This is a genomic window from Affinirhizobium capsici (assembly GCF_977018625.1).
Map to the genome: position 1 here is coordinate 63,459 of NZ_CDRNXD010000006.1, position 22,806 is coordinate 86,264.

20 protein-coding genes are annotated in these 22,806 nt (G+C 54.3%); 14 read left to right on the forward strand and 6 right to left on the reverse strand.

The annotated features are described in order from the left end of the window. The first annotated feature begins 149 nt into the window (after positions 1-149). Genes rho through AC0JZ1_RS17795 form a run of 6 tightly spaced genes read left to right on the forward strand, consistent with a single transcriptional unit; the run spans position 150 to position 7,032 of the window. Positions 150-1,415 carry a transcription termination factor Rho gene (rho, locus tag AC0JZ1_RS17770; RefSeq protein ID WP_471883775.1) on the forward strand — a complete coding sequence of 422 codons (1,266 nt, stop codon included), beginning with the start codon at positions 150-152 and terminating at the stop codon, positions 1,413-1,415. Positions 1,416-1,475: 60 nt separating this feature from the next. Then, on the forward strand, positions 1,476-2,786 hold the full coding sequence (mnmE, locus tag AC0JZ1_RS17775; protein WP_471883776.1) for a tRNA uridine-5-carboxymethylaminomethyl(34) synthesis GTPase MnmE: 1,311 nt from the start codon (positions 1,476-1,478) through the stop codon (positions 2,784-2,786). 36 nt (positions 2,787-2,822) lie between these two features. Then, entirely contained in the window at positions 2,823-4,700 is a 1,878-nt protein-coding gene (gene mnmG / locus AC0JZ1_RS17780; RefSeq protein WP_471883777.1) for a tRNA uridine-5-carboxymethylaminomethyl(34) synthesis enzyme MnmG, read from the forward strand. Then, positions 4,697-5,314, forward strand: a complete 618-nt coding sequence (rsmG, locus tag AC0JZ1_RS17785) for a 16S rRNA (guanine(527)-N(7))-methyltransferase RsmG (RefSeq protein ID WP_471883778.1) — start codon at positions 4,697-4,699, stop codon at positions 5,312-5,314. Before mnmG ends, rsmG begins: the two co-directional genes overlap by 4 nt. Positions 5,315-5,332: 18 nt before the next feature. Continuing rightward, positions 5,333-6,124, forward strand: a complete 792-nt coding sequence (locus tag AC0JZ1_RS17790; protein ID WP_471883779.1) for a ParA family protein — start codon at positions 5,333-5,335, stop codon at positions 6,122-6,124. Positions 6,125-6,150: 26 nt separating this feature from the next. Beyond that, positions 6,151-7,032 (forward strand): ParB/RepB/Spo0J family partition protein, encoded by an 882-nt coding sequence (locus AC0JZ1_RS17795; protein ID WP_471883780.1) that lies wholly within the window; start codon positions 6,151-6,153, stop codon positions 7,030-7,032. Positions 7,033-7,073: 41 nt separating this feature from the next. Here the strand turns inward: AC0JZ1_RS17795 and holA are convergent, their stop codons facing one another. The 3 genes from holA to leuS are packed head-to-tail and all read right to left on the reverse strand — an operon-like array spanning position 7,074 to position 11,265. After that, a complete protein-coding gene (gene holA, locus AC0JZ1_RS17800) occupies positions 7,074-8,114 on the reverse strand; it encodes a DNA polymerase III subunit delta (RefSeq protein ID WP_471883781.1) in 1,041 nt (346 codons plus the stop codon). A 3-nt stretch (positions 8,115-8,117) separates the two neighbouring features. Continuing rightward, on the reverse strand, positions 8,118-8,642 hold the full coding sequence (locus tag AC0JZ1_RS17805; protein ID WP_471883782.1) for a hypothetical protein: 525 nt from the start codon (positions 8,640-8,642) through the stop codon (positions 8,118-8,120). Further along, positions 8,632-11,265 carry a leucine--tRNA ligase gene (leuS, locus tag AC0JZ1_RS17810; protein ID WP_471883783.1) on the reverse strand — a complete coding sequence of 878 codons (2,634 nt, stop codon included), beginning with the start codon at positions 11,263-11,265 and terminating at the stop codon, positions 8,632-8,634. The genes AC0JZ1_RS17805 and leuS overlap by 11 nt, the downstream gene beginning before the upstream one ends. A 165-nt stretch (positions 11,266-11,430) precedes the next feature. Here leuS and AC0JZ1_RS17815 point away from each other — a divergent pair, with 165 nt between their 5' ends. Together AC0JZ1_RS17815 and AC0JZ1_RS17820 are read left to right on the forward strand one after the other, a co-directional pair. Beyond that, complete coding sequence (locus tag AC0JZ1_RS17815) at positions 11,431-12,090, forward strand: YggS family pyridoxal phosphate-dependent enzyme (RefSeq protein WP_471883784.1); 660 nt, start codon at positions 11,431-11,433, stop codon at positions 12,088-12,090. Positions 12,091-12,191: 101 nt separating this feature from the next. Next, positions 12,192-14,129: an AMP-binding protein gene (locus tag AC0JZ1_RS17820; protein WP_471883785.1), complete on the forward strand. Its 1,938-nt coding sequence runs from the start codon at positions 12,192-12,194 to the stop codon at positions 14,127-14,129. Between the two features lie 64 nt (positions 14,130-14,193). Here AC0JZ1_RS17820 and AC0JZ1_RS17825 read toward each other — a convergent pair whose 3' ends face one another. Further along, positions 14,194-14,895 (reverse strand): DUF1013 domain-containing protein, encoded by a 702-nt coding sequence (locus AC0JZ1_RS17825; RefSeq protein ID WP_471883786.1) that lies wholly within the window; start codon positions 14,893-14,895, stop codon positions 14,194-14,196. 223 nt (positions 14,896-15,118) lie between these two features. Between AC0JZ1_RS17825 and acs the strand changes: the two genes are divergently transcribed. Further along, entirely contained in the window at positions 15,119-17,080 is a 1,962-nt protein-coding gene (gene acs, locus AC0JZ1_RS17830; RefSeq protein WP_471883787.1) for an acetate--CoA ligase, read from the forward strand. A 48-nt stretch (positions 17,081-17,128) separates the two neighbouring features. Here acs and AC0JZ1_RS17835 read toward each other — a convergent pair whose 3' ends face one another. Further along, a complete protein-coding gene (locus AC0JZ1_RS17835; RefSeq protein WP_471883788.1) occupies positions 17,129-17,407 on the reverse strand; it encodes a thermonuclease family protein in 279 nt (92 codons plus the stop codon). Positions 17,408-17,643: 236 nt separating this feature from the next. After that, positions 17,644-19,269: an ABC-F family ATP-binding cassette domain-containing protein gene (locus AC0JZ1_RS17840; protein WP_471883858.1), complete on the reverse strand. Its 1,626-nt coding sequence runs from the start codon at positions 19,267-19,269 to the stop codon at positions 17,644-17,646. Between the two features lie 356 nt (positions 19,270-19,625). On the opposite strand from AC0JZ1_RS17840, the gene rplU reads away from it, so the two are divergent. The 5 genes from rplU (at position 19,626) to obgE (ending at position 22,806) form a co-directional block, all read left to right on the forward strand. Then, positions 19,626-19,937, forward strand: coding sequence for a 50S ribosomal protein L21 (gene rplU / locus AC0JZ1_RS17845; protein WP_471883789.1), 312 nt, complete (start codon positions 19,626-19,628; stop codon positions 19,935-19,937). A gap of 40 nt (positions 19,938-19,977) precedes the next feature. Continuing rightward, on the forward strand, positions 19,978-20,247 hold the full coding sequence (gene rpmA / locus AC0JZ1_RS17850; protein WP_471883790.1) for a 50S ribosomal protein L27: 270 nt from the start codon (positions 19,978-19,980) through the stop codon (positions 20,245-20,247). A gap of 134 nt (positions 20,248-20,381) precedes the next feature. After that, complete coding sequence (locus tag AC0JZ1_RS17855; RefSeq protein WP_471883791.1) at positions 20,382-21,017, forward strand: GNAT family N-acetyltransferase; 636 nt, start codon at positions 20,382-20,384, stop codon at positions 21,015-21,017. Then, positions 21,014-21,586, forward strand: a complete 573-nt coding sequence (locus AC0JZ1_RS17860) for a GNAT family N-acetyltransferase (protein ID WP_471883792.1) — start codon at positions 21,014-21,016, stop codon at positions 21,584-21,586. The genes AC0JZ1_RS17855 and AC0JZ1_RS17860 overlap by 4 nt, the downstream gene beginning before the upstream one ends. A 164-nt stretch (positions 21,587-21,750) precedes the next feature. Further along, positions 21,751-22,806, forward strand: coding sequence for a GTPase ObgE (gene obgE / locus AC0JZ1_RS17865; RefSeq protein ID WP_471883793.1), 1,056 nt, complete (start codon positions 21,751-21,753; stop codon positions 22,804-22,806).

The following is a 22,806-nucleotide window of genomic DNA, read 5'->3' on the forward strand; positions in this document are numbered from 1 at the left end:
CCTCTTGCGGCGAGGTGGCTTAGCCGCTATCTTCCCGTCACTCATCTCCAATGGCTTGTATTTAATGTCTGACATCCGCGGGTTACCGCCGGAATCGATCCTCAGAAGCACGCCAAATTCCCATTCAAATTCAAAGCGGTCCCTACTTCATGGCTGAAATGAAGCTACAAGAACTCAAGAGCAAATCTCCAACCGATTTGCTGACCTTCGCCGAATCACTGGAGGTCGAGAATGCGAGCACAATGCGCAAGCAGGAACTCATGTTCGCAATTCTCAAGGTTCTAGCCAGCCAGGATGTCGAGATCATTGGCGAAGGTGTCGTTGAAGTTCTACAGGATGGCTTCGGTTTCTTGCGCTCAGCAAACGCGAACTACCTGCCCGGCCCGGACGATATTTATATTTCACCATCGCAGATCAGGCGCTTCTCCCTGAAGACGGGAGATACGGTTGAAGGCCCTATCCGCGGGCCGAAAGAAGGCGAAAGGTACTTTGCGCTTCTGAAGGTCAACACGATCAATTTCGATGACCCGGAGAAAATTCGCCACAAGGTTCACTTCGATAACCTGACGCCGCTCTATCCAAACGAGCGTTTCAAGATGGAACTGGAGATCCCGACTTCGAAGGATCTCTCTGCCCGCGTGATCGATCTAGTGGCACCGCTTGGAAAAGGTCAGCGTGGACTGATTGTTGCACCGCCAAGGACCGGTAAGACGGTTCTCCTGCAAAATATCGCGCATTCGATTACCGCCAATCATCCAGAATGCTATCTGATCGTTCTTCTCATCGACGAACGTCCAGAAGAAGTAACGGATATGCAGCGTTCGGTACGCGGTGAAGTCGTGTCTTCTACTTTCGATGAACCTGCTGTTCGCCACGTCCAGGTGGCTGAAATGGTCATCGAAAAAGCCAAGCGCCTCGTTGAGCATGGTCGTGATGTCGTCATTCTGCTCGATTCTATCACGCGCCTTGGCCGTGCTTATAACACCGTTGTCCCTTCATCTGGTAAGGTCTTGACGGGCGGTGTGGATGCGAACGCTCTGCAACGTCCAAAGCGCTTCTTTGGTGCGGCTCGTAACATTGAAGAAGGTGGCTCTCTTACCATCATCGCAACGGCTCTGATCGACACCGGGAGCCGCATGGACGAAGTCATCTTCGAAGAATTCAAGGGTACAGGTAACTCTGAAATCGTGCTTGATCGCAAGGTCGCTGACAAGCGCATCTTCCCGTCGATGGATATTCTCAAGTCCGGCACGCGTAAGGAAGACCTTCTTGTACCGCGTCAGGATCTGCAGAAGATCTTCGTTCTTCGGCGTATCTTGGCGCCGATGGGAACGACTGACGCCATCGAGTTCTTGATCGACAAGTTGAAGCAAACCAAGACGAATGGCGACTTCTTCGACTCAATGAATACATAATTTAGCCGGATTCCGGCTAATGCGACATCATCGCTTTCCCGGATTCCGGAAGAGGAAACGATGAGAACGCGAGATACTATTTTTGCCCTCTCAAGTGGCGGCACACCCTCCGGTGTTGCCGTCATTCGCGTTAGTGGGGATAGAGCACTCAGTGCGGCCAGGACGCTCGCTGGCGACTTCACGACCAGCAGGCAAATGGTGCTCCGAAAGATTCGCACCCGGAACGGTTCGTTGATAGACAAGGGATTGCTCCTCGTATTTCCCGGCCCGGGTTCATTCACTGGTGAAGACTGTGTGGAGTTCCAGCTTCATGGCGGAAGAGCCGTTGTAGCGCTCCTGACACAAGAACTTGAAATGCTTGGATGCAGATATGCAGAGGCGGGAGAATTCACGAAAAGAGCATTTGAGAATGGAAAGATAGACCTGGTAGAAGTTGAAGGTTTGGGCGATCTCATCTCCGCCGAAACCGAAATGCAGAGGCGTCTTGCTGCCGAACAAATGCTAGGTGGTCTTTCCAAGCTATACGATGGGTGGGCCCAAAGATTAACCCATGCGCGAGCCATGATTGAAGCAGAGCTCGATTTTTCAGATGAAGAAGATATCCCGGGCAGTGTCTCTGACCGGATTTGGCCCGATATGGGGTCGCTTCGCGAAGAAATTCTCGCCCAGGTCACTTCTGCAAAAGCCGGTCAATCCATCCGTGACGGCTTTAAGGTGGTCATCACTGGACCGCCCAATGCTGGAAAATCAAGCTTCCTGAACGCAATGGCCGGAAGAGACTTCGCCATTGTTACTGAAGTTGCCGGGACAACTCGTGATATTATAGAAATCGATCTCGATATTGAAGGATTTCTCGTTCGCTTTATCGACACCGCCGGTATCCGAGAAACTGACGATATTGTTGAGAAGGAAGGTGTGCGGCGCGCGCTACTCGCTGCGGACAATGCCGATCTAGTGCTTCATATGCAGGATATCGATTCGGTTCCGAAATGTACCAGGATATATCCATCAGATCGCGTTTTGCGAGTTGGTAGTAAAGCAGATTTGAAGACCGATAATTCTCTCGCTCAGTATGACTTTCTCATCAGCACACTAACAGGGTCAGGTATGGCGGAACTACGAGAGGCCATTCTGGAAGCCGTGCGTAAGGACTGGCAGGCAATTTCTTCATCGGGTGTTGGAAGACAGCGTCATCTCAACCATCTGCGTGAGACTTCCAATTTTATTGAGGAAGCGCTAAAGGGAACTGATATTGTCATCCGCGCCGAACATTTACGACTTGCTTCTGAAGCACTTGGCCGGATTACAGGACGAGTTGATGTCGATGATATGCTCGGCATCATCTTCTCAGAATTCTGCGTTGGCAAGTGACTCACGTGAAACACTGCATTGGCAGCTGGTGACCCAATGACAAGCTATGATGTAATCGTAATTGGCGGAGGCCATGCAGGCTGTGAAGCAGCGTCGGCATCCGCAAGGCTCGGGGCAAGAACAGCCCTCATTACCCATAATCGGGATACGATCGGTGTCATGTCCTGCAATCCCGCAATTGGCGGTTTGGGCAAAGGACATTTGGTCAGGGAAGTGGACGCTCTTGACGGTTTAATGGGCCGTGTTGCTGATGCCTCAGGCATCCAATTCCGGCTCTTGAATCGAAAAAAGGGTCCAGCGGTGCGCGGTCCTCGCACACAAGCAGATCGGCGTCTCTATCGTCAGGCAATTCAGAATGAAATTTTCAATCATTCAAATCTTGATGTGATTGAAGGTGATGCTTTTGATTTGGAGATTGAGGCTGGCGAAGTTCGTGGCGTCATATTGGCGGACGGGCAGACATTTGTATGTGGCGCAGTCGTATTGACTACCGGGACGTTCCTTCGCGGCATGATTCATGTCGGAAAAGAGACTACTCCCGCAGGGCGGGTTGGCGAGGCACCTTCGGTTGGATTGTCCTTAACGCTGCAACGCTTGGGTCTTCAACTCGGGCGTCTTAAAACCGGAACGCCTGCCCGCTTGGTCAGCAGCACTATAGACTGGGCTTCCGTCGGGCGTCAGGCAGCTGATGACGATCCCGTCCCATTCTCCTTCATGACAGACCGTATCACGACACCTCAAATAGAGTGTGGCGTAACGCGTACTACGGAAGCGACTCATAAAATCATCGCAGACAATATCCAGAAAAGCGCTATGTATTCTGGGCAGATCAGCGGAGTTGGTCCCCGCTATTGTCCGTCGATCGAAGATAAGATTGTTCGTTTCGGCGAACGCGATGGACACCAGATCTTTCTGGAACCCGAGGGTTTAGACGACGATACGGTCTATCCAAATGGGATCTCGACCTCTCTGCCGGCCGAGGTGCAGGAAGCGTTTATTCGTACGATCCCCGGACTTGAACACGTGGTTATCCGTCAGATCGGATATGCGATTGAATATGATCATGTCGACCCTCGCGAACTCGACCAGGATTTACAGCTGAAGAAGATGCCGCGCCTTTTTCTCGCTGGTCAAATCAACGGTACAACCGGATATGAGGAAGCCGCAGCTCAAGGGCTTGTCGCAGGGCTAAACGCTGCTCGTCGGGCCGCCGGTCAACAAAGCCACATTTTTAGCCGGACGGAATCCTATATCGGTGTTCTGGTTGATGATCTCACAAGCCGCGGCGTGAGCGAGCCCTACCGGATGTTCACATCTCGGGCTGAGTACCGCCTATCGTTAAGGGCTGATAATGCAGATGTTCGCCTTACACCACAAGCGATAGATCTGGGTCTGGTCGGGCATTCACGCCAAGTCAAATTTGCGGATTACATAAGCGCTTTGGATCACTATCGTAGCATCCTTCAGGGGAACAGTGTTACACCCAAGGAGGCCGCAGCACATGGTATCGAGCTGAACCAGGACGGCCAGCGAAGGAATGGCTATGACCTTCTATCTTACACCAACATCAGCTTCGATATGCTGACGCCTATTTGGTCTGATCTCAACCCTGCGCCAGGCAATGTCAGAGAAGCTCTAGAGATAGAAGCAGGTTATGCGGTTTACCTCGAAAGACAGAAAGCAGATGTCGAGACTGTTCGCCGAGACGAGAGTAGGTCTATACCGGACAGCTTTGACTACGATCTCGTTTCTGGGCTCTCGAACGAGTTGAAGGTCAAGCTCAATAAAGCTTCTCCGAAAAACTTTGCGCAAGCGGCAAAAATCGATGGAATGACACCCGCAGCTCTTGCGTTGCTTCTCGCTTTGGTTAAGAAACATTCGCTACATCAATCGCTTAGCAGGGATGCTGGATGAAGCTGAACGGTAAAGCTGTTTCACGTGAAACAGAGCAGCGGCTAGATCACTTTGCTGGCCTGTTCCAAAAATGGGCTGATACGATCAACCTCGTTGCTCCTTCGACCAAGGCTGATCTCTGGTCTCGGCACATAGCCGATAGTGCACAAATCTTTCAGCTGAGACCTGACCCATGTGTCTGGGTTGACCTAGGCTCGGGCGGCGGTTTCCCGGGAGTGATTACCGCTATTTTTCTGGCAGAACTGAATGATGGTTGGGTAAATTTAGTGGAGAGTAATCAGAAGAAGGCGTCCTTTTTAAGGACCGCGCTTCGAGAAACGGGTGCTCGAGGCACGGTCCATCCTGTTCGCATTGAACAGGCAAAATCAAAAATACCAAATTGTCAGGCGATATCTGCCCGTGCACTTGCTGAGCTCCCATTGCTGCTCAATTATTGCAGTCAGTGGATGGCAGATGACGAAACGATTACAGCCTATTTGCACAAAGGTCGGGATTATCAAGCGGAAATCGAGAAAGCACGTAGTCGCTGGAATTTCGGTCTGCTACAACATAGCAGCGCTGTTGAAGACGAATCTGTCATACTTGAGATTTCCGCTCTTCAGCCCAAGGATTAACCACCGCGGGTGTTCGTCATGTTTGAACCAAACCGTATCATCGCGATTGCGAACCAAAAGGGTGGCGTCGGCAAAACGACGACTGCTATCAACCTCGCAACTGCGCTTGCGGCGATCGGCGAACGCGTTCTGATCGTAGACCTTGATCCTCAAGGCAATGCAAGCACCGGGTTGGGCATCGATCGCAAGGACCGACGCATTTCTTCCTTTGACGTTATGATGGGAAATAGCAGTGTGGCTGAAGCTGCTGTCCCTACCGCTGTGCCCAACCTCTCGATCGTTCCATCCACAATGGATCTTCTTGGGTTAGAGATGGAGATTGGTCGTGAAAGCGACCGGGCTTTTCGGTTACGTCGCGCACTCCAGGATGATGAAGCTGTCAGCTATAGTTATGTCCTGCTTGATTGCCCTCCTTCTTTTAATTTGCTGACAGTGAATGCTATGACCGCAGCTCATTCGGTTCTTGTGCCGTTGCAATGCGAATTTTTCGCTCTCGAAGGACTAAGTCAGTTGCTGGAAACTGTGGATCAGGTTCGGCAGAGCGTTAATCCAGGGCTCGACATCCAAGGAATAGTTCTGACGATGTTCGACGCGCGCAATAACCTAGCACAACAGGTCGTTAGTGATGTGAGAACATATCTTGGCGACAAGGTTTACCACACGCTCATTCCGCGAAATGTCCGCGTCTCTGAGGCACCCTCCTACGGTAAGCCCGCAATTCTCTATGATCTGAAATGTGCTGGTAGCCAAGCATACTTGCAACTGGCTTCCGAAGTCATTCAGCGTGAGCGCCGCCGTAAGGCAGCCTGAAACAAGAACGAACAGGACTAGCTAAAATGGTTGAAGATCCTTCAAGGCGTCGGCTAGGTCGCGGACTGGCCGCATTGATCGGAGAGATCGATCAAGTTGCCACAGCGGAAGCACCATCCAAACCGGTCGTCACCGCAGACCGCGCTGTTCCTATCGAATTGATAACCCGTAATCCCCGAAATCCACGGCGGATGTTCGATGAGGCTGAGCTTCATGATCTGGCGAGTTCTATTCGGCAGCACGGCGTCGTTCAGCCTGTCGTGGTCCGAAGTCGTGGACAGGAATTTGAAATTATTGCCGGGGAACGCCGTTGGAGAGCTTCTCAACTGGCGGGCCTCGTTGAAATTCCTGTTATAGTGCGTGATGTAGATGACCGCACGGCTCTTGAAATAGCCATTGTGGAAAATGTTCAGCGCTCGGATCTCAACCCGCTTGAAGAAGCACTGGGGTACGATCAACTGATCGCGGAGCACGGATACACTCAGAACGACCTCGGTGAAATTATCGGCAAAAGCCGCAGCCATGTGGCAAACAGCCTTCGCCTTTTAAAACTTCCTGAGCCAGTTCGCGATATGTTGGCGAATGGGCAGTTATCTGCTGGTCATGCGCGCGCCTTGGTATCAACGTCTGACCCAACCGGTTTGGCAAAAACCATTGTTAGCAAAGGCATGTCGGTGCGCGATGCTGAACGGTTAGCGCAAAACGACATCAAAGCTCAGAGTGAGCCAGCACCACTCTCCCGCACGAATGAAAAAGATTCGGATACTTTGGCTCTTGAACGCAGCCTGACCGATGCACTAGGCTTAGATGTGAAGATCAACCACAAAGGCAGTGGTGGGCAAATACGGATCAGCTATCGGACGCTTGAGCAACTGGAAGAGATATGTCGCCTTCTTGAGCGGCGATAATTACTTATTCGCCGGTGCAACAGAGCCAACTCAAAGATAATTCAGCCGGCCGAACGGGCTGATTGCAGCGCTGTGGCAAGTAAGGTTTGGAACGCTACAGTGTCTTCCAGGGACCCACGCTGTCTGGACTGTAGAATGGCGTTTTGCAATCTATTCGTTTCTCGTGAAAGACCTTCAGCCGACCAGCCCTTCAAGGCCCGTTCAAATAACGGCTTTCGTTTAAAATGAATGTGTCTCCCGGTCGTCTGCATTACTTGCGTCAGTGGAAGCCGCTTCTCATCCATCTCAGCCCGCATCGTATCAAGGAGCTGGAATTGTTTGAGGCATGATTGCAAGACCAGGAAAATCGGTGTCTTCGAGGTGATGATTTTCTGAATTGCCCGATGCAAGCCGGGAAGATCACCTTTCAACACACAATCCACTGCGTCGTCTGTGGAAATTGCGCTCGCGTCACCGATTATGTCGACCACGTGCTGTTCTTCAACAGTCCCGAATCCCTTGCAATAAAGTGCAAGCTTTCGGATCTCATTGCGTGAAGCGATTCTATCGCCACCAAGAGATTCTAGCAGCAGGGCGCGAGCTTCTGATGTGATCCGCAAGCCTTCGGTTGCCAATTCCTGATCCACCAGGGCGTTGAGCGCCTTTCCGTCGTCGGAGTAGCAGGGGATAGCGACAGCGATGGAGACCGTTTCGCAGGTTTTTCTGAGCGCACTTCCCTTCTTCAGATCACCAGCCTCGATGATGAGAATGTTCTCTGGGATAGGACCGGACGAAAGCGTTTGTAGGGCATCTGAAAGAGCTTTGTCTGAACCCGTGCCTTTGACCCAAATAACCTTGGCTCCGCCGAACAAGCCAAGTGCATTGACTTCATCTACAAGACGACCGGGATCACCCTGCAGGTCAGATAGATCAAGGCGCGTAAACGAGAATGGATCATCAAGCTTGACCCCTGCTTTTGTTGCTAGGTCGGCTGCGCGCTCGGAAACAAGGCCACGGTCTGGGCCATAGACGAGAAATATGCGGTAGAGATCGGTTGCTCTTGGGAGCAACCGATCAAATTCGTATGCCTTGATCTCCGCCATCTGTTACTTGGAAAGGACGGTGGCAAGATCCGCTCTGACAAATTCAGCCACTTCATTAGCTGCCCGGTTTTCAGCATCGCGATAGGCGCGAAGCTTTGCGAACTCCTGCAGACTTAGGTCAAGCAGCGAAGTTGCCGAACGAGTGGCTGACTTTAGCACCCGACCATCGCTGAGGCGCGTCAGCACATAGGTTGCACTAACGGTCATGCGGCTTGGCAGCGGTCCGGCAACCGCCAATTCATCATCGATAATATCTGCTGCGGAAGAACCAACGCTCAGTTGCAGCGAGTAGTCAGCTTTGGCGGGTTCGCCTGCTCCGCCTGATGTCAGGAAGATCAGGCGATTGCGAACCTGTTGCCCAACGCGGCCGCCTGCTGGCGAAATTTTGATGGCAGCCAATTTCGCTGGTGCTACTGAATCAGCAGAATACAGAGGCCTGACCTGGCAGCTTGCCAGAGCCGACACCAACCCTATGGTCAGAACGGCAGCACTTATGCGCCGGAAGGCGGAAGAACGCTCAAACAACAATGTTGATGATCCTCTGTGGGACAATGATGATCTTTTTCGGCGTACCGCCTGCGAGCGCTGTCTGGACTGCTTCCAAAGCCAGCGCCGCTTTCTCAACGGCATTTTGGTCAGCATCACGCGCGATTGTCAATTCGGCACGCTTCTTTCCGTTGATCTGGACAGGCAGAAGCACCTCATTATCAGCCACGAGAGCTGGATCGAATACCGGCCAAGCAGCTTCAGCAACCATGCCTGTATTCCCGAGAGCAGACCAGCACTCCTCAGCGAGATGCGGCGTCATCGGGGCCACGATCTGGACAAGGATTTGCGCAGCATCGCGGACAGCCGCTACGTAGTGATCGTCCTGCTGGCCAGCGGCAACAAGTGTCAGAGGTTGAGCTAGCGTATTCACCAACTCATAGATACGCGCAACGGCCTTGTTGAAGGCGAGTTTGTCGTAATCCTGCTGAACAGCCTGGAGCGTCTTGTGGGCCGCTTGCGAAACAGCAAGTGCAGGCCCTTCCTTAGCCGGATTCGAAACTACTGTCCGAAGATGTTCTGCGGCTTCTGAGATCAAACGCCAGACACGCTGAACGAAGCGGTGGGAACCTTCTACACCTGCTTCCGACCAGATGACGTCGCGATCCGGTGGTGAGTCAGACAGCACAAAGAAGCGCGCGGTGTCTGCACCATAAGAAGCGATAATATCGTCCGGGTCGACGACGTTCTTTTTGGACTTCGACATCTTCTCAATGGAGCCGATAGAAACTTCATCGCCTGAGGAGAGCATAAATGCTTTGCGAGCCCCATCGACTTCTTCGATACGAACATCGGCAGGTGCAACCCACTGGCCGCTCTGACCTTCACCGAGGCGGTAGGTCTCATGAACCACCATTCCCTGCGTGAAGAGGCCCTTGAATGGCTCCTTCAGGTCGAGATGGCCTGTTTCCTTCATCGCGCGGGTAAAGAAGCGCGAATAGAGTAGATGCAAGATCGCGTGCTCGATGCCGCCGATATATTGATCCACGGGCAGCCAGCGATTGGCAACGGCAGGGTCAGTCGGGTTATCTTCGCGCGGTGATGTGAAGCGTGCAAAGTACCAGCTCGAATCGACAAAAGTGTCCATCGTATCTGTTTCACGCCGGGCGGGCTTGCCGCAGCATGGGCAGGATACGTTTCTCCACGTCGCGTGACGGTCCAGTGGATTGCCAGGGACGTCAAATGTCACGTCATCCGGCAGCTTGACCGGAAGATCCTTTTTCGGCACCGGAACAACGCCGCAGACTTCGCAATGGATCACCGGGATCGGGCAGCCCCAGTAGCGCTGACGGGAAACACCCCAGTCACGCAGGCGGAAATTGACCTTCCGCGCTGCCTGCGGTGCATTGCCAAGCTGCTGCTGGGACAGCATATCCGCCACTTTCTGAAAGGCGGCTTGGGTAGACATGCCATCCAGCAAGCGGGAGTTAATCATCACGCCATCGCCATCATAGGCCTCAGCGCCAACCGAGAAGGTTGCAGCATCGCCATCGGCTGGCATAACCACTGGAACTACTGGGAGATCGTATTTACGCGCGAAATCCAGGTCGCGCTGATCGCCGGAAGGGCAGCCGAAAATGGCCCCCGTGCCATAATCCATCAGGACGAAATTTGCGATGTAAACTGGCAGTTCCCAGGAAGGATCGAGCGGATGCTTCACGGTGAGGCCGGTGTTGAAGCCCTTCTTCTCGGCTGTCTCCAACGCGGCCAGAGACGTACCTTGGCGACGGCATTCCTCGCAGAACTCATCGGCTTCCGCATTCACGGCAGCAATGGCTTTGGCAATCGGATGGTCTGCAGAAATTGCGAGGAATGATGCGCCAAACAGCGTATCCGGGCGTGTGGTATAGACCTCTACCTCACTGCAGCCAGCCGTCGTACGGCTCTCTTCCGCCAATTCCCAACGGATCGTCAAACCTTCGGAGCGCCCGATCCAGTTTTTCTGCATCAGACGAACCTTTTCAGGCCACTGATCCAAGCCATCCAGCGAATCCAACAGGTCTTGCGCGAAATCAGTGATCTTGAAGAACCATTGTGTCAGCTCGCGCTGCTCAACAAGTGCGCCGGAGCGCCAGCCGCGGCCATCGATAACCTGCTCATTGGCCAGAACCGTCTGGTCGACCGGGTCCCAGTTTACCTTGGATTGTTTACGGTAGACCAAGCCCTTTTCCATCATGTCGAGGAAAAGGTGTTGCTGGCGCTGATAATATTCAACATCGCAGGTCGCGAACTCGCGTGACCAATCCAGCGAAAGCCCCATGGACTTCAGCTGGCCGCGCATGGTGGCGATGTTCTGGTAGGTCCAATCCTTCGGGTGAACCTTGTTCTGCATGGCAGCGTTTTCCGCTGGCATACCAAAGGCATCCCAACCCATAGGGTGAAGAACGCTGTAGCCGCGCGCACGCTTATAACGCGCCACCACGTCGCCCATGGCGTAATTTCGCACGTGGCCCATATGGATGCGCCCCGATGGGTAGGGGAACATTTCCAGCACATAGTACTTTTCGCGCGAGTCCTTATTATCGGTCTCGAAGATTTTCGCTTCAGCCCACTTTTCCTGCCAACGGGGTTCGGCATCCCGTGGATTGTAACGTTCGGTCGCCATTTCGATGAATTTCCGGGTATGAATAGAGTTGGGTGACCTTCACCACGAATGGGCTTGAGCGTCAAGTTTTTGAGGCCACACGCGGGCATAATGGCGATCAATCGCTTGGCATTGGACGCGGCGAGAGGTAACTGGCTTGGCTGAGTTTCAGGGAAAGGCTTCAAGATGACGGTCGAAGAAAGACTTCAGGATGTTCGGCAGAAAATTGCAGTTGCGGAAAAAGATGCCGCTCGTGCACCCGGATCTGTTGAACTGGTTGCGGTTTCCAAAACCTTCGAAGCGGAGGCTATTCGACCTGTTATTGCAAGCGGACAGCGGATTTTCGGGGAAAATCGTGTTCAGGAAAGTGAGGGAAAGTGGCCGCAACTGAAGGCGGAGACGCCCGATATCGTATTGCACCTCATCGGGCCCCTCCAGTCTAACAAGGCGGCCAATGCGGTGGCTCTCTTCGATGTGATCGAAACGATCGACCGTGAGAAAATTGCTCGCGCGCTTGCGGACGAAATCAAGAAGCAAGGCAAAACACCCCGGCTTTATGTGCAGGTGAACATTGGCATGGAGCCGCAAAAGGCTGGCATCGAGCCGAAGGACACTGTTGCTTTCGTCAAATTCTGCCGCGAGGAGCTGAGCCTTACCATTGAAGGCTTGATGTGTATTCCACCATTGGAAGATCACCCGGGTCCTTATTTTGCGTTACTCAGAAAGCTTGCAGAAGAAGCAGGCGTAAAAAACCTTTCGATGGGAATGTCTGGCGATTTTGAAACGGCTATCTCCTTTGGTGCCACCAGCGTTCGTGTTGGCTCTGCCATTTTCGGGCATCGTTGAGAAAAGCCAAATCCTCTTCCTCTTTCGTCGGGCTTTCCTGTCGTCTGATCTGCGCCTAAGCTCCTCATCAAACGAGATGCGGCAGACGATGGGAGGATCAGATGCACGCAGACAGTCGCTATCTAGCGGTTTACGAGGGCTGGAAGGCCGATCCGGAAGGCTTCTGGGCCAATGAGGCGCAGAAACTTCATTGGTACAAGCAGCCGGATGTAATTTTCGATCCGGCTCAGGGCGTGTATGGCCGTTGGTTTGCGGGCGGCGAAACCAACACCTGTTTCAATTGTCTGGACCGGCAAATCGCCGCTGGACGTGGCTCACAAAAGGCGCTGATCTATGACAGCGTGATGAGCGGCCAAAAGCGCGCCTATACCTACGATGAGGTACTTACCGAAGTTCAGGCCATTGCGGCAGTGCTACAAAATCTGGGTGTCGCTAAGGGAGATCGCGTCGTCATTTACATGCCGATGGTGGCGGAAGCGACTTTCTCCATGTTGGCTTGTGCACGCCTTGGTGCCATTCACTCTGTGGTCTTCGGCGGGTTCGCGGCGCATGAACTCGCGACGAGGCTGGATGATTCGCAGGCAAAGGTGGTGATTAGTGCCAGCTGTGGTCTCGAGCCAGGGCGAACTGTTCCCTACAAGCCGCTCCTCGATCAGGCTATCGACATGGCAAAGTTCAAACCGGAATCGTGTTTGATCCTGCAACGGGATCAGCTCCATGCTCCGCTCCGCTATGAGCATGGCGATATCGATTTTGCCCAGGCCGTAGAAGCCGAAAAGGTGAAGGGGACACAGGTGCCTTGCGTTCCGGTCCTCGCCACCGATCCGCTCTACATTCTCTATACGTCTGGGACAACCGGCCAGCCAAAGGGTGTGGTGCGCGACAATGGCGGGCACATGGTTGCTCTGCGCTGGAGCATGGAAAATTTCTTTGGCGTGAAACCTGGAGAAACCTTCTGGGCAGCCTCCGATATTGGTTGGGTCGTTGGCCATTCCTACATCGTCTATGGCCCTCTATTGGCAGGCAATGCCAGCGTCATTTTTGAGGGAAAGCCGGTTGGCACGCCGGATGCCGGGACTTATTGGCGAATCGTTCAAGACCATGACGTGAAGGTCATGTTCACGGCACCCACTGCGTTTCGTGCTATCCGTCGGGACGATGGAGAAGGTGAGCATATCGCCCGTCATGACACATCCGGTCTTCGCGCCCTGTATCTTGCAGGCGAACGAGCGGATACGGAAACCATCAAGTGGGCAGAACGCATGTTGAAGGTGCCAGTGATCGATCACTGGTGGCAAACGGAAACTGGCTGGCCGGTGGCTGGCAATCCTGTTGGCCTAGGTCTCATGCCAGTCAAATATGGCTCCCCTACCCTGCCAATGCCGGGCTATGATCTTCAGGTCGTGGATGACGAAGGCCATTTGCTGCCGCCCAACACGCTTGGCAACATCGTGCTGAAACTACCCTTGCCACCCGGTTGTCTTGTCAGCTTCTGGAATGCAGATGACCGCTTCCGCAGCGCCTGCCTGGAAGAATTCCCCGGCTATTACAAAACGGCAGATGCAGGACTGGTGGACGAGGATGGGTATGTATTTGTCATGGCGCGGACAGATGACATCATCAATTGCGCCGGACACCGCCTCTCGACCGGAGCCATGGAGGAAGTGTGTGCTATGCATCCGGACGTGGCGGAATGTGCCGTGATCGGTGTTGCCGATGCCCTCAAAGGCCAAATTCCCTGTGGCTTCATCGTGCTCAAAAACCGGGTTGAGCGTGATGAATCTCTTATTGGGAAGGAAATCGTAGACCTGATCCGCAGTGAAATCGGGCCCGTTGCTGCCTTCCGCACGGTCATGGTGGTAAAACGCCTGCCGAAAACACGTTCCGGAAAAATCCTGCGGGGGACGATGCAAAAGATTGCCGATGGCCTGCCATGGAAAATGCCAGCCACTATTGATGACCCCGTCATCCTTGATGAGATCACTGAAATTCTTCAGAAAAATGGCTATTGCGAGCCGAAAGCGGCCTTGGCAGGTTAAAACAGATAGCCAATAAAAAAGCCGGCCAAGGAGCCGGCTTTTGAAAGTCTGCTTAAAAGGAAGATCAGTAGCGATCGTCTTCTTCTTCGTCCTTTGGAGCGGACTTCAAGGAAGAGAGCTTGGCGAAAACAGCGTCCGCATCCAGTTCCTTTTCCTCTTCGCGCTCGTAGCCGTAAGCCATGTTTTCTGTCTCGGACGCAGACTGAAGTGTTGCACCCAGTTCTGCAGCCGTTGGCAGCGGACGGTTCTTGGATGCGCGTTCGACCTCGATATCCAGATCAATCTGGCTGCAAAGGCCGAGCGTTACCGGGTCCATGGGCGTGAGGTTCGCGGCATTCCAGTGCGTACGTTCCCGAATCTGCTCAATCGTCGACTTCGTGGTGCCGACGAGACGCGAAATTTGCGTATCTTTCAATTCTGGATGGTTGCGCACCAGCCAAAGAATGGCGTTTGGACGATCCTGACGCTTGGAAACCGGCGTATAACGTGGGCCGCGACGCTTTGACTCAGGCACGCGAACCTTTGGCTCGGAAAGCTTGAGCTTGTAGTTGATGTCACGTTCCGCGCGCTGGATTTCGTCGCGGGACAGCTGGCCGGTTGCAATAGGGTCAAGGCCCTTAATGCCCTGGGCCGCTTCGCCGTCGGCAATCGCTTTGACTTCAAGCGGATGCAGTTTGCAGAACTGCGCGATCTGATCGAAGGAAAGCGCCGTGTTATCGACGAGCCAGACTGCAGTCGCCTTCGGCATGAGCAATTGTTGAGCCATGGATATAATCCTTCTATCGTCCGCGCCGGTGTCGCGGTCCGTGGGCTGTTAACCACAATTTCCGGGAATTATCGGGGTCTATAACCCGATCACGAAGAAATTGCAATTGTCACTCCGTGCTGACCCTTTGTCTAATTGCCGCCATCGCACCAATTGATAAGAATGCAATACGGGAAAGGCCAGCGCCGATGTTTGGCGGCGGCGGGAGCATGAGGAGGAATGAATGTCTGAAAAAGTCTATCCGGTGCAGAAAACCGTTAAAGCGCGGGCGCTCATCGATAAGGAAAAGTACCTGAAATGGTACGAGGAAAGCGTTGAGAACCCGGACAAGTTCTGGGGCAAGCACGGCAAGCGTATCGATTGGTACAAGCCTTACACCAAGGTGAAGAATACCTCGTTCAAGGGCAAGGTCTCGATCAAGTGGTTTGAGGATGGCCTTACCAACGTCTCCTACAACTGTATTGATCGCCATCTGAAGACACATGGCGAACGAACCGCCATCATCTGGGAAGGCGACAACCCATACATCGACAAGCGCATCACCTATAACCAGCTCTACGATCAGGTTTGCCGTTTGGCGAACGTGATGAAGAAGCACGGCGTGAAGAAGGGTGACCGCGTCACCATCTACATGCCGATGATCCCGGAAGCAGCCTATGCCATGCTGGCTTGTGCGCGCATCGGTGCCGTTCATTCGGTGGTTTTCGGCGGCTTTTCGCCGGAAGCGCTTGCTGGACGCATCGTCGATTGCGAGTCTACCTTCGTCATTACCTGCGATGAAGGTGTGCGTGGTGGCAAGCCAGTTCCACTGAAGGAAAATACCGACAAGGCCATTCACATTGCCGCCCGCCAATACGTAACAGTCAACAAGGTTCTCGTCGTGCGCCGTACCGGCGGCAAGACGGCCTGGGCACCGGGGCGTGATCTCTGGTACCATCAGGAAATCGCCAGCGTGAAGGGCCATTGCGAGCCGGTGAAGATGAAGGCGGAAGATCCGCTGTTCATTCTTTATACCTCCGGTTCAACGGGCAAGCCGAAAGGCGTGTTGCATACCACGGGCGGCTATCTCGTCTATGCAGCCATGACCCATGAATATGTCTTCGACTACCATGATGGAGACATTTACTGGTGTACCGCCGACGTGGGCTGGGTTACGGGCCATTCCTACATCGTCTACGGGCCGCTTGCCAATTGTGCGACCACGCTGATGTTCGAAGGTGTTCCGAACTTCCCGGATCAGGGTCGCTTCTGGGAAGTTATTGATAAGCACAAGGTCAACATATTTTACACTGCGCCGACCGCGATCCGCTCTCTCATGGGGGCTGGCGATGAATTCGTCACCCGTTCGTCGCGCTCGAGCCTGCGCCTGCTCGGCACGGTGGGCGAGCCCATCAATCCCGAAGCCTGGGAGTGGTATTACAACGTGGTAGGCGACAAGCGCTGCCCGGTCATCGATACTTGGTGGCAGACTGAAACTGGCGGTCATATGATCACGCCTCTGCCCGGTGCCGTGGATTTGAAGCCTGGCTCTGCTACTGTTCCCTTCTTCGGCATCAAGCCGCAGCTCGTGGATAATGAGGGGAATGTTCTGGAAGGTGCGGCAGATGGCAACCTTTGTATCACGGATAGCTGGCCGGGGCAGATGCGCACGGTCTATGGCGATCATGAACGTTTTATCCAGACCTACTTCTCTACCTACAAGGGCAAGTATTTTACAGGCGATGGCTGCCGCCGCGATGCCGACGGTTATTACTGGATCACGGGCCGCGTCGATGACGTGCTGAACGTATCTGGCCACCGTCTAGGCACTGCAGAAGTGGAGTCGGCTCTGGTTTCGCATCATCTGGTGTCGGAAGCGGCTGTGGTGGGCTACCCGCACGGGGTTAAAGGGCAGGGTATTTATTGCTACGTCACACTGATGTCGGGCAACGAGGGAACAGATGCACTGCGCCAGGAACTCATCAAGCACGTGCGTCAGGAAATCGGTCCTATCGCGTCGCCGGACAAGATCCAATTCGCGCCCGGTCTGCCCAAAACGCGTTCGGGCAAGATCATGCGGCGGATTCTACGCAAGATCGCTGAGGATGATTTCGGCGCGTTGGGCGATACCTCGACGCTGGCCGATCCGGGCGTTGTCGATGATCTGATCGAGAACAGGCAGAACAAGGCACCCGAAGCGGCCTGATTTCAATCTTCAACGGAACAGAAAAGGGCCGGTCTTGCCGGCCCTTTTTTATGAGCCGCTTGCTAGCTGGCACAGATCGTTTTTGCGGCCATGACCAGAATAGGCTGTGGCCAGGCCCGCGCTGATCATGAGCTTTGCAGGATCGCGGCCATCTGACAGCGAAACATCCGCAACGATACGGCCGAAGTATTTGTCTGCATCAATCCGCGTGAGCTTTACAGTGCCTGATGCTGCCGCCAACTCTTCAAGTAACCGCTTTGCTTCTGCCGCGGCATCCTGCCCGCGTTCACATTTTGACTTCAGCTCCGGCGTATCGATGCCGCGCAAGCGGACATAAACCTCGATACTCTGTTGAGGCCAGGGACGAGCGGAGACGAGAAGCGTATCTCCGTCAATGACACGGATGACCTGTGCAGATACGGGCCCTTCTACTAACGCGTCTGCATGAGCAGGTGTAAGCGAGCTGATTAGGAATGTTATCAAAAGGAAAAGACAATTGGGGCGCATAAAAGGAAATTATTCCTCTTGCGCGCCTCCAGTCAATAGGAATGTTGACCTATGGTTTATGAAACGTGGAGACCTGGTGCCTCTCGGCCCGTGCGCTCCACATATTCCAGATAGCCACCTTCATAACGCTCAACGCCTTCTGGCGAAACTTCCAGAACGCGGTTCGACAAAGCGCCGAGGAAATGGCGGTCGTGGCTGACAAACAGCATTGTACCTTCGAAGGAGGACAGTGCTTTAATGAGCATTTCCTTCGTGTCGATATCGAGATGGTTGGTCGGCTCGTCCAGAACCAGAAGATTTGGCGGATCAAACAGCATGGCCGCCATAACCAGACGCGCCTTCTCGCCGCCGGAAAGCACGCGGCAGCGCTTTTCCACATCATCGCCGGAGAAACCGAAGCAGCCTGAAAGTGCACGCAACGGAGCCTGACCAGCCTTGGGGAAACGTTCCTCAAGCCAACCCAGAACCGTGTTATCGCCATCCAGCACATCCATGGCATGCTGGGCGAAGTAGCCAAGCTTGACGCTTGCGCCGATGGTTACCGTTCCGGCATCTGGTTGGGTGCTGCCGGTCACGAGCTTCAACAGGGTTGATTTGCCCGCACCGTTGACGCCCATGATGCACCAGCGCTCGCGGCGGCGGATCATGAAATCCAGGCCTTCGTAAATCACGCGGCTGCCATAGGCCTTCTGGATGTTCTTGAGGTTGACGACATCTTCCCCGGAACGTGGGGCGGGCTGGAATTCGAACGTCACCGTCTGGCGGCGGCGGGGCGGCTCCACGCGGTCAATCTTGTCGAGTTTCTTCACACGGCTTTGGACTTGTGCCGCGTGGGAAGCGCGGGCCTTGAAGCGCTCGATGAACTTGATTTCTTTCGCCAGCATGGCCTGCTGCCGCTCAAACTGCGCTTGCTGCTGCTTTTCGTTCTGCTCGCGCTGGCGTTCGTAGAAGGTGTAATCGCCGGAATAGGTGTTCAGCGATCCAGCATCGATTTCAATGATCTTGTTGACGATGCGGTTCATGAACTCGCGGTCGTGCGAGGTCATCAGAAGCGCGCCGTCATAGGTCTTGAGGAAGTTTTCAAGCCAGATCAGGCTTTCAAGATCCAGGTGGTTGCTCGGCTCGTCGAGAAGCATGACATCCGGGCGCATCAGAAGAATGCGGGCTAGCGCCACACGCATTTTCCAGCCGCCGGAAAGCTTCGAAACATCGCCATCCATCATCTCTTGGCTGAAGGAAAGGCCTGCAAGCACTTCGCGGGCGCGTCCATCCAGGCCGTAACCGTCCAATTCCTCATAGCGCGCCTGCACTTCGCCATAGCGTTCGATAATGGCATCCATTTCGTCCATCCGGTCGGGATCAGACATGGCCGCTTCCAGTTCATGAAGCTCCGCGGCAACTTCGCTCACAGGGCCAGCACCGGCCATGACTTCCGCCACTGCGGAACGCCCGGACATTTCACCAACGTCCTGATTGAAATAGCCAATGGTGACGCCACGATCGACGGAAACTTGCCCCTCATCCGGCTGTTCTTCGCCGGTAATCATGCGAAATAACGTGGTTTTTCCTGCACCGTTCGGCCCCACTAGCCCGATTTTCTCACCGCGATTCAGCGCAGCAGATGCCTCGATGTAAAGCAGGCGGTGGCTGTTTTGCTTGGAGATGTTGTCGATACGAATCATGATGTCGGGAGCCTTGGAGAGGTCATGAAGGTTTTGCGCCTTATGGCAGAGGCGGTGCGGACTGTCCCGCGCAATCTGTTGCAGCATTGCTTGCCGAGCGGAGCAAAGAGCTGGCTGAACGGCAAAAAGGCGGGTTTGTCAATAATTTTTCTTGACACTTCACAGGTGCTCCCGTATGCGCGATGCATCTGGGTAAAGGACCGTCAATGGGCCTTTTCTCGAGTGAGGCACAAACCTCAATCACCGGCAGACCGGTTCAAAGAATTTTCTTCGAATCCTGCTCAAACGTGGACTGATAAAAAGACAGCCGCTTGCCTTTGGCAGGTAGAGCTGGATCGAACATGAAAGGATAAAAAATGTTCGCAGTCATCAAGACCGGCGGTAAGCAGTACCGTGTGGCAGCCGACGATGTGCTGACCATCGAAAAGCTGGACGTCGCCGCTGGCGAAGTTATCGAATTCAACGAAGTCCTGGTTATCGGCGAAGGCGCTGATGCTAAGATTGGCGCGCCTTTCGTGGCTGGCGCTGTCGTTAAGGCCGAAGTGGTCGAACATAATCGTGGTGCGAAGGTTCTGTCCTTCAAGAAGCGTCGCCGTCAGAACTCCAAGCGGATTCGCGGCCATCGCCAGCATCACACGGTTGTTCGCATCACCGCGATCAGCGCTTGATCGTTCGGTAGGATTTTCGAAGGTTTAAAGGAGAACTCCAATGGCACATAAAAAAGCTGGCGGTTCATCGCGTAACGGTCGCGATTCAGAATCCAAGCGCCTTGGCGTCAAAAAGTTCGGCGGCGAAGCTGTGCTTGCTGGCAACATCATCGTGCGTCAGCGCGGTACGCAGTGGCATCCGGGCTCGAACGTCGGCCTCGGCAAGGATCACACGATTTTCGCACTTACCGCCGGTAATGTGAACTTCCGCACGAAGGCCAATGGCCGCGTGTACGTGTCCGTGATGCCGAAAGCGGAAGCAGCGGAATAATAGCCGGTAGCGCGTTAAAACAGCCGGCGTCTCATCGACCCGGCTGATACCCGCAAAAGGTTCAGACCAGAAAAAAGGGAAGATGGGACGCCACCCACCTTCCCTTTTTCTTTTCCCACAAGGAGGACTGAACCATGCAAGCGGAATTGATACGGAGTGGCCAGAGCAGGTCACCCGAAGAGCGGTTGAGACCGCAGCGGTTAAGGAGCGATTGCCCTGTCTTATTGTCGCAGAGACTTGTTCTGCGCGCCCCTCACGAAGAAGACATTGACGCCCTTTCCCATCTCGCTAACAACGCCAACATTGCCACTATGGTGGCACGTATGCCTCACCCGTATACGGCAAAAGACGCTGCTGACTTTGTGCGACGCGCAAAACTCGGCGAGATTGGCAAGTGCGTCTATGCCATTACAAAAGCTGAAAACGGTGCATTCCTAGGGTGCTGCGGTCTCGAACCGCATCCCGGCGATCCGCAGACGATTGAACTTGGCTATTGGCTTGGCGAGCCTTTCTGGAATCAGGGCTTTGCTACGGAAGCGGCTCACGCGCTGATTGACATGGCTTTTCGTACGCGGGAAATCGACCATATCGACGCGCGTTGCCGGGTCACCAACATTGCTTCTCGTCGCGTCATCCAGAAGTGCGGCTTCCAGTTTCAGGGGTCTGGCATGGTGGGTTCACTCGCCATGGGAGGCATGGTGCCGGTGGAATGGTTCCGGCTGGACCGCAAGACCTGGATGTCACTGAAGAGTTGGGGAGAAATGCGATGAGCGCTGCAGTTCTCGAAAGACCCGAGATTCAGCGTCCTGAACTTGGAACTTCCCCGATCATCGAAACCCGTCGTCTGGTTCTGCGTCCCCATCAGCTTGGGGATGCGGATGCCGTGGCGCAATCGCTGAATGATTGGCAGGTCACCCGGATGCTCGCACGCGTTCCAGCACCCTATAGCCGAAGCGATGCGCTGGATTGGCTTCAAATGGTGCGTAAAACCTCCGATTGGCACTTCGCTATCACGGAAGGCGATGGCGTCCATATTGGTTGCGTCAGCATCGAGCTTATCCATGGGCGCTGGCATCTCGGCTACTGGTTGAACCGGTTCAATTGGGGTCAGGGCGTGATGACCGAAGCAGTCGGTGCCGTATTGGAAACGTTCTTCCGGCGCCTGCCGGATGCTGAGCTTTTCTCCGGCGCGTTTGCTGATAATGCGGGATCGCTGCGCATTCAGGACCGGATGGGCTTCACTATTCTGGGCTGCTCGGATCGCTACAGCGCCGCCCGCAACGCAATGGCGCTTCATCTGGAAACAAGTCTGGTCGCCGCTGATTTCAAGCGACCGTAAAAGACAAAAATGAGAGGCGGCGAGGCTGAAATTTGCTTTCGCCGCCCTTTCAATTCTACCCCATTGCGGCGATAGGCTTTGACCTGAAGCCTCAGCGGCTATATCCAAAACCTCGGCAACTCGCCGTATCCAATTCCACCATCGAACAAGACGGCACGAACATCATGAAGTTTCTCGACGAGGCAAAAGTCTTTATCCGCTCCGGCGATGGCGGCGCGGGTGCAGTTTCCTTCCGACGTGAGAAATTCGTTGAGTTCGGCGGGCCGGACGGTGGCGATGGAGGCCGCGGTGGTGATGTGTGGGTAGAGGCGGTTAATGGTCTGAACACGCTGATCGATTATCGCTTCCAGCAGCATTACAAGGCTGGCACCGGCATTCACGGCATGGGCCGCAACCGCACGGGTGCCAATGGCGGAAGCGTTACCCTGAAAGTGCCCGTCGGCACGCAAATCTTCGAAGAAGATAACGAAACGCTGATTATCGACCTGACCAAGGAAGGTCAGCGCTTCCGTCTTGCTGCCGGTGGTAATGGCGGCTTCGGCAATGCCTATTTCAAGTCCTCTACCAATCAGGCCCCTGACTGGGCTAATCCTGGTTTGCCTGGACAGGAAAAGACGATCTGGCTTCGCCTCAAGCTGATTGCCGATGCGGGTCTTGTTGGCTTGCCGAATGCGGGAAAGTCCACGTTCCTCGCTACAGTCACGCGGGCGCGACCAAAGATCGCCAACTATCCATTTACGACGCTGCACCCAAATCTCGGGGTTGCGACGATTGATGGGCGCGAATTCGTTCTCGCGGATATTCCAGGTCTCATTGATGGCGCGCATGAAGGTGTTGGTCTCGGTGACCGCTTCCTCGGCCATGTGGAGCGGACGCGCGTGTTGCTGCACCTGGTATCTGCGCAGGAAGAAAACGTTGGCCAGGCTTACAAGACGGTGAAGCACGAGCTGGAAGCTTATGGTGGCGGCTTGGAAGACAAGCCGGAAATCGTCGCACTTTCGCAGATTGACGTGCTGGAATCGGCAGAGGTTAAGAAAAAGGCCAAGGAATTGCAGAAGGCTTGCGGAAAGCCGCCTCTTCTCATCTCTGCTGCTGCCCATATGGGCATGACCGAGGCGCTTCGCGCACTGCGGGATGTAATCGTGGAAGCTGCGGGTGAAACCGCTTTGCCAGATCGCAGCATACAAATTGCAGAAGATGACGAGGAAGACGAGGCTTGA

Coding starts and splice junctions, on each gene's coding strand:
- acs (WP_471883787.1), top strand. CDS start 15,119: ATGTCTGAAAAAGTCTATCCGGTGCAGAAAACCGTTAAAGCGCGGGCG.
- AC0JZ1_RS17860 (WP_471883792.1), top strand. CDS start 21,014: ATGAGCGCTGCAGTTCTCGAAAGACCCGAGATTCAGCGTCCTGAACTT.
- rplU (WP_471883789.1), top strand. CDS start 19,626: ATGTTCGCAGTCATCAAGACCGGCGGTAAGCAGTACCGTGTGGCAGCC.
- mnmE (WP_471883776.1), top strand. CDS start 1,476: ATGAGAACGCGAGATACTATTTTTGCCCTCTCAAGTGGCGGCACACCC.
- AC0JZ1_RS17840 (WP_471883858.1), bottom strand. CDS start 19,269: ATGATTCGTATCGACAACATCTCCAAGCAAAACAGCCACCGCCTGCTT.
- rho (WP_471883775.1), top strand. CDS start 150: ATGGCTGAAATGAAGCTACAAGAACTCAAGAGCAAATCTCCAACCGAT.
- AC0JZ1_RS17820 (WP_471883785.1), top strand. CDS start 12,192: ATGCACGCAGACAGTCGCTATCTAGCGGTTTACGAGGGCTGGAAGGCC.
- mnmG (WP_471883777.1), top strand. CDS start 2,823: ATGACAAGCTATGATGTAATCGTAATTGGCGGAGGCCATGCAGGCTGT.
- AC0JZ1_RS17855 (WP_471883791.1), top strand. CDS start 20,382: ATGCAAGCGGAATTGATACGGAGTGGCCAGAGCAGGTCACCCGAAGAG.
- AC0JZ1_RS17825 (WP_471883786.1), bottom strand. CDS start 14,895: ATGGCTCAACAATTGCTCATGCCGAAGGCGACTGCAGTCTGGCTCGTC.
- rpmA (WP_471883790.1), top strand. CDS start 19,978: ATGGCACATAAAAAAGCTGGCGGTTCATCGCGTAACGGTCGCGATTCA.
- holA (WP_471883781.1), bottom strand. CDS start 8,114: ATGGCGGAGATCAAGGCATACGAATTTGATCGGTTGCTCCCAAGAGCA.
- rsmG (WP_471883778.1), top strand. CDS start 4,697: ATGAAGCTGAACGGTAAAGCTGTTTCACGTGAAACAGAGCAGCGGCTA.
- AC0JZ1_RS17790 (WP_471883779.1), top strand. CDS start 5,333: ATGTTTGAACCAAACCGTATCATCGCGATTGCGAACCAAAAGGGTGGC.
- AC0JZ1_RS17795 (WP_471883780.1), top strand. CDS start 6,151: ATGGTTGAAGATCCTTCAAGGCGTCGGCTAGGTCGCGGACTGGCCGCA.
- AC0JZ1_RS17815 (WP_471883784.1), top strand. CDS start 11,431: ATGACGGTCGAAGAAAGACTTCAGGATGTTCGGCAGAAAATTGCAGTT.
- leuS (WP_471883783.1), bottom strand. CDS start 11,265: ATGGCGACCGAACGTTACAATCCACGGGATGCCGAACCCCGTTGGCAG.
- obgE (WP_471883793.1), top strand. CDS start 21,751: ATGAAGTTTCTCGACGAGGCAAAAGTCTTTATCCGCTCCGGCGATGGC.